Genomic DNA, 13,355 nt, shown 5'->3' with positions numbered 1-13,355 from the left:
CGCCCCCTCACGCGGCGTCGGCCGGGCGCTCCGGTGGCTGGAGGGCGGCCAGTGCCGCGGAGACGGCGGCCGACGCGCTCAGGTCCAGGCGGGCGCTGGTGCCCTTGCGACGGTGCCGCATCTCGTCGACGGCCAGCCGCAGCAGCTGGGGCAGCAGGTCGCGGCAGCGCCTGATCACCCAGGCGGTACCGGCGGTGGCCAGCCAGAGCAGGCTCGCCTTCCTGGTCGGCGCCGGGAACTCGGGCTCGGACGACGGCGCCGTCCCGGTCGCCTTGCCCAACGGGGCGAGCAGGGCGTGGAAGCGGACGGCGAGCTGCCGGTGGCCGCGCTCGCCGGGGTGCAGCCGGTCCGCGCTCCACATCGCGCGGTCGGCGAGCCAGGCGCCCTCCGCCGCGTGCAGGTGGACGGCGCCGTACCGTTCGGACAGCGCGTGCACCACCGTGTTGACCGCGCGCTGCCGGCGGGCCAGCGGGCGGGCCAGGGCACCCGGCAGCCCGAGCATCGAACCGGGGTCGGGCAGGCAGGCCGTGAGCAGCGTCGCGCCCGACGCGGTGAAGGCGGCGTACACCTTGTCCAGCCGTTCGGCCACCGCGTGGATGTCGAAGGTGCAGCGCAGGGTGTCGTTGACGCCTATGACGACCGCGACGATGTCGGGGCGCAGTTCCAGTGCGGCCGGGGTCTGACGTTCCAGCACGTCCCGGGTCTGCGCCCCGCTGACCGCGAGGTTCGTGAAGTCCACGTCCTGTGCCGCGAGTCCGCCGGCCAGCAGCGCGGCCCAGCCGCGCCACCCGTCGCCCGCGGGGTCGCCCACGCCCTCGGTCAGCGAGTCCCCGAGCGCCACGAACCGTACGGTTCTCATGCCACGCCCTCCGCCACGACACGGCGGGCCGGTGCCGTCGCCGCGTCCTCGGGCCGGTGGCACGTCAGCGGCGCGTCGTGCGCGTCGAGGAACGCCTCCACGGCCGTTCGCCAGCCGAAGCACTCCGCACGCGCGCGTGCCGTTTCCCGGCGTTCGGCGGCGGGCCGCTCCAGGATCGTCTCCACGGCGTCGGCGAACGCCTCGCCGCGGTCGGCCGCGGTGGCCCCCGCCGATCCGATCACCTCGGGCAGCGCGGAGGACGCGCTGGCGACCACGGGTGTCCCGCAGGCCATGGCCTCCAGGGCGGCGAGCCCGAAGGTCTCCGCGGGCCCGGGCGCCAGGCACACGTCCGCGGACGCCTGCAGTGCGCCCAGGGTGCCGCGGTCGGAGACGTGTCCCAGGAAGGTGACCGGCAGCCTGCGTTCCCGCGCCCGCTGTTCGAGACGCTCGCGCAACGGCCCGTCACCGGCGACGATCAGGACCACCCGCCGCCCGCGCCGCACCATCGCGTCCACGGCGTCGAGGGCGGTGCCCGGCCGCTTCTCCACGGACAGCCGCGAGCACATCACCAGCAGCGTCTCGTCCTCGCGCGCGTAGCGGGCCCGCAGGTCGGGGTCGCGCAGCGAGGGGTGGCGGCTCACCAGGTCGACGCCCAGCGGTGCGCGGACGACGTTGCGGGCGCCGATGCGGACGAACTCGCGCTCGGCGAACTCGGTGGTGCACACCACGCGCGCGTAGGTGTGCGCCGTACGGGCGTTGAGCGCGTCGGCGGTGCGGCGGGACATGTTCTCGGACATGCCCCAGGTCCGCAGGACGCCGTCGGCGGTCTCGTGGGAGACCATCACGGCGGGGATCCGGGCCCGCCGGGCCCAGCGGCCGGTCCAGCGCAGGGTGGTGCGGTCGGACACCTCCAGGCGGTCGGGCGCGAGGTGTTCCAGCAGGGTCTGCACCCGCCGCTTGTCGACGAGGACGCGGTAACCGCCGGTGCCGGGCAGCAGCGGGCCGGGCAGGGTGATGACCCGGCCCTGCTCCTCGTCCCGGTCGGAGTAGCGCTCGCCGGGCACGATCAGGACGGATTCGTGACCTGCCGCGACGAAGCCCTTCCCGAGTTCGCGCAGGGCGGTGCGCAGGCCCCCGGAGGAGGGGGCGACGAAGTTCGCCAGCCGGACGATGCGCAGCGGGCCCGGCGGGACGGACGGGGAGGCGCTCATGCCGCCACCACCGGCCGGCGTGCCGCGAGCACGTCCTCGTAGTGGCCGATCAGCTGGTCGCCGACGGCGGCCCAGGTGCGGCCCTCGACGGTGGCCCGCGCGGCGGCGCCGAACGCGGTCCGCAGGCCGGCGTCGGCGACGAGGGAGGCGACGGCCTCCCGTACGGCCCCGGCGTCGCGCGGCGGGACCAGGAACCCGGTGCGGCCGTGGTCGACCAGGTCGATGGGGCCGCCGGCGGCGGGGGCGACGACCGGGACCCCGCTTGCCATGGCCTCCTGGACGGTCTGGCAGAAGGTCTCGAACGGGCCGGTGTGGGCGAAGACGTCGAACGAGGCGAAGATCCGGGCGAGCTCGTCGCCGGTGCGGCGGCCGAGGAAGACCGCGCCGGGCAGCGCCTCGGTGAGGTGGGCCTGAGCGGGCCCGTCGCCCACGATCACGACCTTCACGCCCTCCAGGGCGCAGACCCCGGCGAGGAGTTCGACCTGCTTCTCGGGGGCGAGACGGCCGACGTAGCCGACGATCACCTCGCCGTTCGGGGCGATCTCGCGGCGCAGCGCCTCGTCGCGGAACTCGGGGCGGAAGCGGACGGTGTCCACGCCGCGCTGCCACAGCTGGATCCGGGGGACGCCGTGCGCCTCCAGGTCGCCGATCGAGGCGGTGGACGGGGCGAGGGTGCGGTCGGCGGCGCCGTGGACGGACCGGATCCGCCGCCAGGCGGCCGCCTCGCCGGCGCCCACGTAGGTCCGTGCGTATCCGGCCAGGTCGGTCTGGTAAACGGCGACGGCGGGGATGCCGAGCCGGGCGGCGGCGGCCATGCCGCGGACGCCGAGGATGAAGGGGCTGGCCAGGTGCACCACGTCGGGGCGGTGCCCGATCAGCGCGGCCGCGAGTCTGCGGCTGGGGAGAGCCACTCGGACCTGGGGATAGCCCGGGAGCGGGAGGGAGGGGACATGGACGACAGGGCAGGGCGCCTCGGCCGCGGCGAGCCTGTTTCCGGGAGCGGGAGCGGGGGCGACGACGAGGGGGGCGTGACCGCGATCGACGAGGTGTCGGGCGGTCTGGAGCGCGCAGTGGGCCACGCCGTTCACATCGGGGGGAAAGGATTCGGTCACGATGACGACACGCATACCGGTGTTGTCGCCGTGCTGGACGTGGCCGCGTCAAAGTGGATCTTTCCGGATGTTAAACGTCCCATGAGCGTTGCTCTGCACACCCGAGCGGGTCAGCCGGTGTCCATGTCCGGCTGATCCGCCGGTCACCGCTCGTTCATCCGGCGGGCGGTCGTCCGCACCTGCAACGTGTGAGGGTCCCCCGTGGTTCCCGTGGTCCCCGTGGTTCTCGTGGTGCCCGCGGTGCCGATGCCGCCGTGTTTCCCCCGTGGTCCCGTGTCACACGGCGGGTGCGTCCGGTCCGATGCGGCTGCGTACGGCCGTCTGGACCTCGGCCTCCTCGGCGGGGTCGGCGGCGAGCCGGCGGAGTTGTTCGACGACCCGGGCGTCACCGGTCTCGGCGTGCCGGGCGGCGATCTCGCGGGTGGTCTCCTCGCAGTCCCACAGGCATTCGACGGCGAAGCCGGTGGCGAAGGAGGGGTCGGTGGCGGCCAGGGCGCGGGCGGTGCGGCCGCGCAGGTGGGACGAGGCGGTCTCGCGGTAGACGTGACGCAGGACGGGGGCGGCGCAGGCGATGCCGAGCCGTCCGGTGCCGTCGACGAGCGTCCAGAGGGTGGGTGCGTCGGGGCCTTCGCCGCGGACGGCCTCCCGGAGCGCCGCGAGGACCAGTTCGCTGTCCTGGGCGCCGCCCCGGCAGGCGAGCATCCGGCCGGCGGCCGCACCGAGGGCGTCGGGGCGGCGGGCCCAGCCACGGGCGCGGTCGACGGCGGCGATGCTGCGCATGCGTTCGAAAGCGTCGACGGCGGCCTCCACCACCGTGGCCGTGCCGTCGGTCACCGCGGCCTCGATCAGGTCCGGCGCGGCGGGGTCGTTGGTGTCGGCGAGGTAGCGCAAGGCGGTGCAGCGGGCTCCGTCGGTGCCGTCCTGGGCGGCCCGGAGGATCTCCGGCCGGTCCTCGGGTCCGGCGACGGCGACCAGACACCGGGCGGCAGGCACATGGAGTGCCGCCCCCCGCTCGATGCCCTGCTGGGCCCACTCGAAGACCGCCCGCACGCTCCACCCCGGACGGGGCCCGGTAGGTCGCATCTGGCGTTGCCAGCGGTCGAAGCAGCCGGTCTCCTGCGCGGCACGCACGCGCGTGGCGATCGTTTCGCGGGGATCCTCGGCCCACAGCCGCCAGGGCCGTGGCTCGAAGGCGTCCCGTACGGCGGCGGCCAGCTCGGCCTCGCCCTCGGCGTCGGCGGCGAAGCGGGCGAGCACCGGGGCGGCGAGGGCGCGCAGGCCCGCGTCGTCGTCCCGCAGGGCCAGCTCGTCCAGGGCCCAGGCCCAGTTGACGCCGCACGCCGCGTATCTGCGCAGCAGTTCCAGGGCGTCCCTCCTGCCGTAGGAGGCGAGGTGCCCGAGCACGGCCAGCGCGAGGCCGGTGCGGGACTCCTCGGGATCGAGGACGTCCTCGGGATCGAAGAGGTGTGCCTCGATGGCGTCCAGCTCGCCGTTCAGGTCGAGGTAGAGCCGGGCGTAGTACAGGGAGCGGTTCTCCACCTGCCAGTCGTGGCGGGGGTCGCTCAGCACACAGTGGTTCAGCGCCGCGAGCGCCTCGGCGCGCGGGGCGGTGAGCGCGTGCAGCGTGCCGTCGCCTCGGCCCCGCTGGAGCAGGCCGAGCAGCGTACCGCTGGGCGCTATGACCGGATCGAACATGGGAAACAGCCTCACATCAAGCGTCGACGCAACCGGAGAACACGCATTACCTGGCCGCGTGACACAACGTCGGGGCGCCCGCCGTCTCTTGCTTGCTGTAGACCATTTCTCTCTGCCTCTCGTCAGTGGCCCGTGCGGGCCGATCACGGCCCGCGCGGTGCGGCAAGACCTGCCCGGCCATCGCGTCCGTGAATCACGACGTCATGATGACTCGGCACTTCGACCTGCCGCGACCGAAATTTCGGCGGCCCTGTACCGCCTCCCCCGTTTTGTGTGCTTTAGCTGGTCAGAACAGATGGGTCAGTGGGTACCGAACAGTTCCAGAAGGTCCGCCTTGCCGAACATGCGCGCCGTGTCGACGGCCGACGGAGTACCCGCCGCCGGGTCCGCGCCCGCGTTCAGGAGCACTCTGATCACTTCCGTCTCACCTTTGAAGACCGCTCCGGCGAGTGGTGTCTGACCTCGGTCGTTGACCCGGTCCGCCTCGGCACCCCGGGCGAGCAGCTCTCGTACCGCCTCGGCGTGCCCGTGGTAGGCGGCGAGCATCACGAGGGAGTCGCCGCGGTCGTTGGTGAGGTTGGCCGGAACGCCCGCGTCGAGGTACGCCACCAGCGCCTCGGTCCCGCCCTGCCGGGCCAGATCGAAGATCTTGGTCGCCAGCTCCACGACCTCGGGGTCGGGGGCTTCGGTCATCACCGGGACCGCCTCTCCTGTGTGCTGCGGGACATACGAGTGAATCGACAGCGTACTGGTTCGGGCTGGGCGGGCAATCCGGTCAGCTCCGGTCGAGAGTGATCCACCAGCAGAGTGAAATATACCGAGATTCACTCAATTGCACCTTTAATCGTATGGATACCTTCTGTGATGCTGGAAGAACTCATGGTGACTGTCCCCCCTCGACACCAGGAGATCTCAATGATCCTCTCCATCTCAGGCGTCATCGTGCTCGGCATCATCGTCTTCCTCTTCTTCCGCAAGGACGGGCTGAAGCCCTCGCACGCCACGGTCTCGGCGCTCTTCGGCTTCTACCTCGCCAGCACGGCCATCGCGCCGAGCATCAAGGCCGGCGGCGAGAGCCTGGCGAGCCTGCTCGGCGGCATCAAGTTCTGACGCTCGTCCCGCCCGTACGCACCATCAGGAGACAGCAGTGGCCCGGCGCCCCCTCCCCCGCATTCTGAGCAACGGCACCGCGCAGCTCGCCCGAAGCCGGGAGCTGGCCCGGACGGCTGCCGACAACGCCACCGACGTCCTCCACCCGCTCATCACCGTCACCCGCGGGCTGAGCCGGCTGGCCTCGGCCGGACGGCGCAGGTGGGCGGAGACGCCCAAGGACAAGCGCGGGCCACTGCTCTTCCTGGCGGCCTCGGCCGTCCTGGTCGTGGCGCTGGTGCCGTACGGACCACTGCTCGCCGTCATCACCCTGATGGCGGCGAGCGCCTGGCAGGGCCGCGACCGCACCCCACCCCCGCCGGAGGGTCCCGACGAGTCCCAGGCCCAGCGACTCCAGTCCCTGTACGAGGCCCTGGTGCCGTACTTCTCGGCCGCCGAGGACCCGGCGCCGCTGTACGCACACGGCGGGGAGTGGGACAAGGCCTTCCTCGCCCACGAGTTCGACGACACGGGCCGGATCGGCCAGCTGGTGATCCGCTACCCCGCATACTTCCCGGACGGCGACCCCGCGGCCCGCGCGGGGATCGAGCACTTGCTCACCGCGAAGTCCGGCCGGGGCCGCGAGTACCACTTCGCGTGGGACGAGGAGGCCAACCAGCTCACGGTGGCCGTCCTCGCCCCGCTGCCCACCGACATCGCCGCCCAGCGTTTCGTCACCACGCCGGGCGAGACGGTCCTCGGTTTCACCGACCCCACCGAGGTCCTGCGCACGCTCCCGCTCGGGTACGGCGAGGAGCAGCGGGACGTACCGCCGGTCGTCTGGCGCACCGGCGCCCGCTCCACCGAACCCCACCTGCTGGTCATGGGCAGGCCCGGCAGCGGCACCTCGACCCTGCTGCGCTCGGTCGCCCTGCAGGCCCTCCAGTACGGCGACGTGCTCGTCGTCGAGGGCGGCGGCACCGGCGAGTACGCCTGCCTCAGCGGCCGGGACGGGGTGCTCGCCGTGGAGTGCGGCCTGGCCGGGGCGCTCGCCAGCCTGGAGTGGGCCGCGCACGAGACGGAGCGACGGCTCATCGCCCTCAACCTCGCGCGGCAGGCGGGGCACGCTCCGCCGGAGGACTGCAGACGTCCGCTGTGGATCCTGCTGGACCGCCCGAGCGCCTTCGTCCACCTGGCCTCGGCAGACGGCCACGAGGACCCGCAGTCCCTCCTCCAGGTCCCCCTCCGGCACGGCCGCGCGGCGAACGTCACCGTGGCGGTCGCCGAACATCTCGACAGCGCGGACACGCTGAGCGAGGCGGTACGACAGCACACGCGCGCGCGGGTCGTGCTGGGACCGGCGCTGCCGGACGAGCTGACGGCGGTGCTGGGGGCGCCGCCGCACACGACGCCCTTGGCCCAGGTGCCGCCGGGGCGGGGCTACGCCCGACTGGGGCTCGGGCCGGTGCTGCGCCTTCAGGTACCGGCGACACCGGACCCGTACGACGACGCGACGAGCGAGGTGGACCGGGAGGCGGTACTGGCCCTGCTGCCACCGCGCAGCGGGGTGGTGGAACAGGCCGGAGCACCTCCGATGGAAGCCGCCGTGGCCGAGGGCTGAGGCGGGGGCCGGGTGGCGCCGGTCGCGGCCGAGCCGCTACGCCACGAACGACCTCGGCCCCTCGCTCCCTCCGCTTGCCCCCGACGCCACCAGCCGCCCCGCCGCGGCCAGCCGTGCCGCCGCCTCCTCAGCCACCGCTCCCCCCACGGTGAACGGCAGCCGCACATACCCCTCGAAGGCCCCGTCCACCCCGAAGCGAGGACCGGACGGGACCCGCACGCCCACCCGCTCCCCCGCCTCCGCGAGCCGCGATCCGGACAGCCCGCCGGTCCGGACCCACAGCGTCAGGCCGCCCTTCGGCACCTCGAACTCCCAGTCCGGCAGCTCCCGGCGCACCGCGGCCACCAGGGCGTCCCGGTTCTCGCGGGCCTGGGCCCGGCGCAGGTCGACGGCCCGCTCCCAGCCGCCTGTGGTGAAGAGCCAGTTCACCGCCAGCTGCTCCAGCACCGGGGTCCCCAGGTCGGCGTAGGCGCGCGCGGCGACCAGGCTGCGGACGACGTCCGGGGCCGCCCGTACCCAGCCGATGCGCATGCCCGCCCAGAAGGCCTTGCTGGCGGAGCCGACCGTGACGACCGTGGAACCGGCCGGGTCGAAGCCGCAGACCGGGCGGGGCATGGTCACGTCCTCGTCCAGCCACAGCTCGCTCATGGTCTCGTCGGCGACCAGCACCGTCCCCGCCGAGCGCGCCGCGTCCACCAGCCGGCGTCGCTGGTCGTCGTCGGCGAGCGCCCCGGTGGGGTTGTGGAAGTCGGCGACCACGTACGCGATCCGGGGCGCCGCGTCCCGCAGCACCTGGCGCCAGCGGTCCACGTCCCAGCCGCCCAGCCCCTCGGCCATCGCCACCGGCACCAGCCGGGCGCCCGCCTCCCGCATCAGCTGGAGGATGTTGGCGTACGACGGCGACTCGACGGCGATGCGCTCGCCGCGGCCCCCGAAGAGATGGCAGATCGCGTCGATCGCGCCCATCGCGCCGGTCGTGACCATGATCTGCTCGGGCATGGTGGGGATGCCGCGGGCGGTGTAGCGCTCCGCGATCATCGCGCGCAGGACGGGCAGGCCGGCCGGGTAGTCGCCGTGGGTGTGGGCGTAGGGCGGGAGTTCCTCCAGGGCGCCCTGGACCGCCCGGGTCAGCCAGGGCTCGGGGGCGGGCAGGGCGGCGGTGCCGAGGTCGATCACCGAGCCGAGCGCCTCGGGGGGCAGGGGTTCGAGGCCTCGGGCGGGCAGCGGGTTGCCCGCCGGGACGGCGGTCCAGCTGCCGGCGCCGCGCCGGGACTCCAGGAAACCCTCCGCGCGCAGCGCCTCGTAGGCCGCCGCCACGGTCGTCCGGCTGACGGACAGGGAGAGCGCCAGTTCCCGTTCGGCCGGCAGCCGGGCGGCGACCGGGACGCGGCCTTCGAGGACGAGCAGCCGGATGCCGTCGGCCAGCGCGCGGTAGGCGGGCGGGCGCCGGGTGCCGGGGCCGGCCGGCCGGTCCTGCTGCGAGTTGAGCAGCCGAGCGAGCTGCGCGGCCCCCACCGCTGACGTCCACTGCGCCATGAGAATCAGTCCACCTTCCCCGAATTGGCCATGGATGGCCCTTCCTCCCAAGCCACAGAGTGACACGGGTCAGGCCACCTTTTCCACCTCTCCCGTCGGAGGTATCCACTTGTCCACGCACGGCCGTCTCGGACGACGGTTGGTCCAGCTCTACGTGGGGCTCACGCTGTACGGCGTGAGCTCCGCGCTTCTCGTCGTGGCCGGTCTCGGCCTGGAGCCCTGGGGCGTGTTGCACCAGGGCCTCGCCGGGCACACCGGAATGGACATCGGCACGGTGGCGATCATCGTGGGCGCGGCCGTCCTGGTCCTGTGGATCCCGCTGCGCCAGCGGCCGGGACTCGGCACGGTCTCCAACGTCTTCGTCATCGGCCTCGCGATGAACGCCACGCTCGCCGTCGTCCCGGTGGCGCACGGGTTCGTCCTGCGGGTGCCACTGATGGCGGCGGCAATCGTGCTGAACGGAGCGGCGACCGGCCTGTACATCGCGGCGAGTTTCGGGCCGGGGCCCCGGGACGGTCTGATGACGGGGCTGCACCGTCGTACCGGACGCTCGATCCGGCTGATCCGGACCGGGATCGAGGTGGCCGTCGTGGTCACCGGTTTCGCGCTCGGCGGGACCGTCGGTGTCGGCACGCTCCTGTACGCGGTCTCCATCGGGCCGCTCGCGCAGCTGTTCCTGAAGGTGTTCGCCGTCCGGGCGGCATCCGGCCGCAGCACGGTCGTTGCCACGGGGTCACCGGAACACGCGATACTGCCCGAGTGAGCACGCCGAAACGCCACCCGTACCTGGACCACCCCGGCCCCATCGCCTTCGCCCACCGGGGCGGGGCCGCGGACGGCCTGGAGAACACCGTGGCGCAGTTCCGGCGCGCGGTCGAGGCCGGCTACCGGTACATCGAGACCGATGTCCACGCCACCGCGGACGGCAGGCTCGTCGCCTTCCACGACGACACCCTGGACCGGGTCACCGACGGCGCAGGCCGGATCGCCGACCTGCCGTGGGACGACGTACGGCACGCGCGCGTGGCGGGCCGCGAACCGCTCCCCCTCTTCGAGGAACTGCTGGAGGAGTTCCCGGACGTTCGGTGGAACGTGGACGCCAAGGCCGAGCCCGCCCTGCGCCCGCTTCTCGACCTGATCGAGAAGACGGACTCCTACGACCGCGTCTGCGTCGGCTCCTTCTCGGAGGCGCGGGTGCTGCGGGCGCAGCGACTGGCCGGGCCCCGGCTCGCCACCTCGTTCGGCACCCGTGGTGTGGTCGGGCTGCGGCTGCGCTCCTGGGGGCTACCCGCGGCGGTGCGCCGGTCGGCGGTGGCGGCCCAGGTGCCCGAGTCCCAGTCGGGGGTCCCGGTGGTGGACCGGCGCTTCGTGCGCGCCGCCCACGCGCGCGGGCTGCACGTCCACGTGTGGACGATCAACGAACCCGCGCGGATGCACCGGCTCCTGGACCTGGGTGTCGATGGCATCATGACCGATCACATCGACACGCTGCGCGAGGTCATGACGGACCGGGGCGTCTGGGTCTGAGAGGCGCGCGGCGCCGCCGCGGGAAGGGCGAGGGCACGGGTGGGCACGGAGACCGTGCGGACGGAGGCCTTGGACGAGGCCGCCGCACTGCGGCGCGAACAGCGCGGATGGTATGTCTACGACTGGGCGTGCTCGGTCTATTCGACGAGCGTCCTGACCGTGTTCCTCGGCCCCTATCTCACCTCGGTGGCCGACCACGCGGCGGACGCCGACGGCTATGTGCACCCGCTCGGCGTCCCGGTCCGGGCCGGCTCGTTCTTCGCGTACTCGGTCTCCCTGTCGGTGGTCCTGGCGGTCGTCCTCATGCCCCTGGTGGCCGGCGCGGCCGACCGCACGGGCCGTAAGAAGCACCTGCTGGGCGTCGCCGCGTACACCGGGGCCACGGCGACGACCGGCATGTTCTTCCTGGACGGCGACCGCTATCTGCTCGGCGGCCTGCTGCTGGTCGTCGCGAACGCCGCCCAGTCCGTGGCGCTGATGCTGTACAACTCCTACCTCCCGGGGATCGCCGCGCCCGAGGAGCGCGACACCGTCTCCTCCCGGGGCTGGGCCTTCGGCTACGCGTCCGGTTCGCTGGTGCTCGTGGCCGACCTGGTCCTCTACTCGGCGCACGACTCCTTCGGCCTGTCGCAGACGGAGGCGGTCCGCATCTGTCTGGCCGCGGCGGGTCTGTGGTGGGGCGCCTTCGCCCTCGTGCCGCTGCGTCGGCTGCGCGACCGCGGTGGCCGCGGCGACCGGACGGCCGGGGCGGCGGCGCCGGGGCTGCGTCAACTGTCGGCGACCGTCCGGGACATGCGCCGTCACCCGTTGACGCTGTCCTTCCTGCTGGCCTGCCTCATCTACAACGACGGCATCCAGACCGTGATCTCGCAGGCGTCCGTGTACGGCTCCGAGGAGCTCGGGCTCGGCCAGTCGACGCTCATCGGCGCCGTCCTGATGGTGCAGGTGCTGGCGGTGGCGGGCGCCCTGGGAATGGGGCGGCTGGCGCGGGTCCACGGGGCGAAGCGCACGATCCTCGGGTCGCTGGTGGCGTGGACGGTGACGCTGGCGGCGGGGTACTTCCTGCCCGCCGGCGCACCGGTGTGGTTCTTCGTCCTCGCGGGCGGCATCGGTCTCGTCCTCGGCGGCAGCCAGGCCCTGTCGCGCTCGCTCTTCTCGCACCTCGTACCGCCCGGCAAAGAAGCCGAGTACTTCGCGGCGTACGAGATGAGCGATCGGGGGATGAGCTGGTTGGGACCGTTGTTGTTCGGGATCACCTACCAGCTGAGCGGAAGCTACCGTTCGGCGATCATCTCGCTGGTGGCCTTCTTCGTCATCGGGTTCGCGCTGCTCGCGCGGGTACCGGTACGGCGGGCGATCGACGAGGCGGGCAACCCGGTTCCGCAGAAGATCTAGCAAAAAGATCCAGTGGGAAGATTTAGCGTTCAACGCGAAAGGGCGGTAGTGTACGCGTTTGGCCTGCCGGGCGTACCGTTACTGCGCGTCAAAGATGCCGAAACGCTGGGTGACATCTGTTAGCAGATGTGACAAACCGGGCGCTGGTGGGTACAACAAGGGGCGGCTACGACGGCGACGCATGACCCGGAACGGGAATCTTTACCGCCGACCGGACGTTGACCGGATGACGACGACAGCGACACCTGTCCTGTGGGCGACAAGCCCGGGAGGCACGATTCATGAGTGAGCGAGCTCTTCGCGGTACGCGCCTCGTGGTGACCAGCTACGAGACGGACCGCGGTATCGACCTGGCCCCGCGCCAGGCCGTGGAGTACGCATGCGAGAAGGGGCACCGCTTCGAGATGCCCTTCTCGGTCGAGGCGGAGATCCCGCCGGAGTGGGAGTGCAAGGTCTGCGGGGCCCAGGCACTCCTCGTGGACGGCGACGGCCCTGAAGAGAAGAAGGCCAAGCCCGCGCGTACCCACTGGGACATGCTGATGGAGCGGCGCACCCGTGAGGAACTCGAAGAGGTCCTCGAGGAGCGTCTGGCGGTACTGCGCTCCGGCGCGATGAACATCGCGGTTCACCCGAGGGACAGCCGCAAGTCCGCATAGTTCCGTGTAACGGGAAGCCGACACAACCCATCGAGGGCGCCGTACGTTCTGTGAACGTACGGCGCCCTCGGCTTTGTGTTCCCGGAGGGTCACCGCGTCAGCGGCGGCCGCTCCCCCGTCGGCTCGTCACCCCGGTCGGGGCCCTCGTGCCTGATCACCTCGCCCTGCACCACCTTGCCGTCCGGGCGGTGCATCCGGGCCTGCTGGAAGGCGTTGCCCAGGGTGCCGGGGGCGGCCGCGCGGAGCCTGCGGTCGATGGTGCGTTCCGTGAGGCGGGAGACGGCCTTGTGGACCGGGGGCAGCAGGAGCAGCAGACCGAGGGCGTCGGAGACCAGGCCGGGGATCATGAGGAGCAGGCCGCCCAGCATCATCAGGCCGTTGCCACCGCCGCGCTCCGGGGAGCCGCCGCGCCGGATCGCCTCGTTGAGGCTCTGGAAGGCACGGCGGCCGGCCCGCTTGATGACCACGGCGCCGCCGACGAAGCCCGCCACGAGCAGCAGGAAGACGGTGGTGCCGCCGGCCGCGCCCGCGACCACGGTCAGCAGCCAGATCTCCAGCACGAGCCATGCCGCGAGGCCCAGCGGCAGGTACCGGACGAGCCGGGAACGCCGGGGCCGGTCGGTGTACGGAGGGGTCTGCGCGCCAGTCGTCATG

The 13,355-nt window shown here is 72.9% G+C and carries 14 protein-coding genes; 7 read left to right on the top strand and 7 right to left on the bottom strand.

Annotated features, from left to right (window positions below; all coding sequences use genetic code 11):
- Nucleotides 1-7: 7 nt before the first annotated feature.
- From ACZ3KP_RS21325 to ACZ3KP_RS21315, 3 genes are read right to left on the bottom strand one after another with little or no spacing between them, the layout of a single operon-like run.
- Nucleotides 8-859 carry an SGNH/GDSL hydrolase family protein gene (locus tag ACZ3KP_RS21325; protein ID WP_467501253.1) on the bottom strand — a complete coding sequence of 284 codons (852 nt, stop codon included), beginning with the start codon at nt 857-859 and terminating at the stop codon, nt 8-10.
- On the bottom strand, nt 856-2,070 hold the full coding sequence (locus ACZ3KP_RS21320) for a glycosyltransferase (RefSeq protein WP_467501252.1): 1,215 nt from the start codon (nt 2,068-2,070) through the stop codon (nt 856-858). Before ACZ3KP_RS21320 ends, ACZ3KP_RS21325 begins: the two co-directional genes overlap by 4 nt.
- Nucleotides 2,067-3,197, bottom strand: coding sequence for a glycosyltransferase family 4 protein (locus ACZ3KP_RS21315; protein WP_467501251.1), 1,131 nt, complete (start codon nt 3,195-3,197; stop codon nt 2,067-2,069). The genes ACZ3KP_RS21320 and ACZ3KP_RS21315 overlap by 4 nt, the downstream gene beginning before the upstream one ends.
- Between ACZ3KP_RS21315 and ACZ3KP_RS21310 the strand changes: the two genes are divergently transcribed.
- Nucleotides 3,099-3,317 carry a hypothetical protein gene (locus ACZ3KP_RS21310; protein WP_358982781.1) on the top strand — a complete coding sequence of 73 codons (219 nt, stop codon included), beginning with the start codon at nt 3,099-3,101 and terminating at the stop codon, nt 3,315-3,317. The two genes, ACZ3KP_RS21315 and ACZ3KP_RS21310, sit on opposite strands and share 99 nt — an antisense overlap.
- Nucleotides 3,318-3,458: 141 nt before the next feature.
- On the opposite strand, the gene ACZ3KP_RS21305 is transcribed toward ACZ3KP_RS21310, so the two are convergent.
- Both ACZ3KP_RS21305 and ACZ3KP_RS21300 read right to left on the bottom strand, forming a co-directional pair.
- On the bottom strand, nt 3,459-4,877 hold the full coding sequence (locus ACZ3KP_RS21305) for a HEAT repeat domain-containing protein (protein WP_467501250.1): 1,419 nt from the start codon (nt 4,875-4,877) through the stop codon (nt 3,459-3,461).
- Nucleotides 4,878-5,177: 300 nt separating this feature from the next.
- On the bottom strand, nt 5,178-5,570 hold the full coding sequence (locus ACZ3KP_RS21300; RefSeq protein WP_358982700.1) for an ankyrin repeat domain-containing protein: 393 nt from the start codon (nt 5,568-5,570) through the stop codon (nt 5,178-5,180).
- Between the two features lie 222 nt (nt 5,571-5,792).
- Here ACZ3KP_RS21300 and ACZ3KP_RS21295 point away from each other — a divergent pair, with 222 nt between their 5' ends.
- Together ACZ3KP_RS21295 and ACZ3KP_RS21290 are read left to right on the top strand one after the other, a co-directional pair.
- Nucleotides 5,793-5,987 carry a hypothetical protein gene (locus ACZ3KP_RS21295; RefSeq protein ID WP_046731976.1) on the top strand — a complete coding sequence of 65 codons (195 nt, stop codon included), beginning with the start codon at nt 5,793-5,795 and terminating at the stop codon, nt 5,985-5,987.
- Nucleotides 5,988-6,024: 37 nt separating this feature from the next.
- Nucleotides 6,025-7,587 (top strand): hypothetical protein, encoded by a 1,563-nt coding sequence (locus tag ACZ3KP_RS21290; RefSeq protein WP_467501249.1) that lies wholly within the window; start codon nt 6,025-6,027, stop codon nt 7,585-7,587.
- A gap of 36 nt (nt 7,588-7,623) precedes the next feature.
- On the opposite strand, the gene ACZ3KP_RS21285 is transcribed toward ACZ3KP_RS21290, so the two are convergent.
- Nucleotides 7,624-9,123, bottom strand: coding sequence for an SCO1417 family PLP biosynthesis transcription factor (locus ACZ3KP_RS21285; protein ID WP_467501248.1), 1,500 nt, complete (start codon nt 9,121-9,123; stop codon nt 7,624-7,626).
- Between the two features lie 109 nt (nt 9,124-9,232).
- Here ACZ3KP_RS21285 and yczE point away from each other — a divergent pair, with 109 nt between their 5' ends.
- The 4 genes from yczE (at nt 9,233) to ACZ3KP_RS21265 (ending at nt 12,701) form a co-directional block, all read left to right on the top strand.
- Nucleotides 9,233-9,886, top strand: a complete 654-nt coding sequence (gene yczE, locus ACZ3KP_RS21280) for a membrane protein YczE (RefSeq protein WP_467501247.1) — start codon at nt 9,233-9,235, stop codon at nt 9,884-9,886.
- A complete protein-coding gene (locus tag ACZ3KP_RS21275) occupies nt 9,883-10,650 on the top strand; it encodes a glycerophosphodiester phosphodiesterase family protein (RefSeq protein WP_366892461.1) in 768 nt (255 codons plus the stop codon). The genes yczE and ACZ3KP_RS21275 overlap by 4 nt, the downstream gene beginning before the upstream one ends.
- 39 nt (nt 10,651-10,689) lie before the next feature.
- Nucleotides 10,690-12,045 carry an MFS transporter gene (locus ACZ3KP_RS21270; RefSeq protein ID WP_467501246.1) on the top strand — a complete coding sequence of 452 codons (1,356 nt, stop codon included), beginning with the start codon at nt 10,690-10,692 and terminating at the stop codon, nt 12,043-12,045.
- A gap of 281 nt (nt 12,046-12,326) precedes the next feature.
- Nucleotides 12,327-12,701: an RNA polymerase-binding protein RbpA gene (locus tag ACZ3KP_RS21265; protein ID WP_003977404.1), complete on the top strand. Its 375-nt coding sequence runs from the start codon at nt 12,327-12,329 to the stop codon at nt 12,699-12,701.
- Nucleotides 12,702-12,790: 89 nt separating this feature from the next.
- Here the strand turns inward: ACZ3KP_RS21265 and fxsA are convergent, their stop codons facing one another.
- Nucleotides 12,791-13,354 (bottom strand): FxsA family membrane protein, encoded by a 564-nt coding sequence (gene fxsA, locus ACZ3KP_RS21260; protein WP_467501245.1) that lies wholly within the window; start codon nt 13,352-13,354, stop codon nt 12,791-12,793.
- Nucleotide 13,355: the final 1 nt, after the last annotated feature.

This window comes from Streptomyces sp. NPDC020958, from assembly GCF_055562175.1.
Note: the sequence above shows the minus strand (reverse complement) of the source record. Positions and strands in the feature narration are given on the sequence as shown.

Coding starts and splice junctions, on each gene's coding strand:
- ACZ3KP_RS21325 (WP_467501253.1), bottom strand. CDS start 859: ATGAGAACCGTACGGTTCGTGGCGCTCGGGGACTCGCTGACCGAGGGC.
- ACZ3KP_RS21320 (WP_467501252.1), bottom strand. CDS start 2,070: ATGAGCGCCTCCCCGTCCGTCCCGCCGGGCCCGCTGCGCATCGTCCGG.
- ACZ3KP_RS21315 (WP_467501251.1), bottom strand. CDS start 3,197: ATGCGTGTCGTCATCGTGACCGAATCCTTTCCCCCCGATGTGAACGGC.
- ACZ3KP_RS21305 (WP_467501250.1), bottom strand. CDS start 4,877: ATGTTCGATCCGGTCATAGCGCCCAGCGGTACGCTGCTCGGCCTGCTC.
- ACZ3KP_RS21300 (WP_358982700.1), bottom strand. CDS start 5,570: ATGACCGAAGCCCCCGACCCCGAGGTCGTGGAGCTGGCGACCAAGATC.
- ACZ3KP_RS21295 (WP_046731976.1), top strand. CDS start 5,793: ATGATCCTCTCCATCTCAGGCGTCATCGTGCTCGGCATCATCGTCTTC.
- ACZ3KP_RS21285 (WP_467501248.1), bottom strand. CDS start 9,123: ATGGCGCAGTGGACGTCAGCGGTGGGGGCCGCGCAGCTCGCTCGGCTG.
- ACZ3KP_RS21265 (WP_003977404.1), top strand. CDS start 12,327: ATGAGTGAGCGAGCTCTTCGCGGTACGCGCCTCGTGGTGACCAGCTAC.
- fxsA (WP_467501245.1), bottom strand. CDS start 13,354: ATGACGACTGGCGCGCAGACCCCTCCGTACACCGACCGGCCCCGGCGT.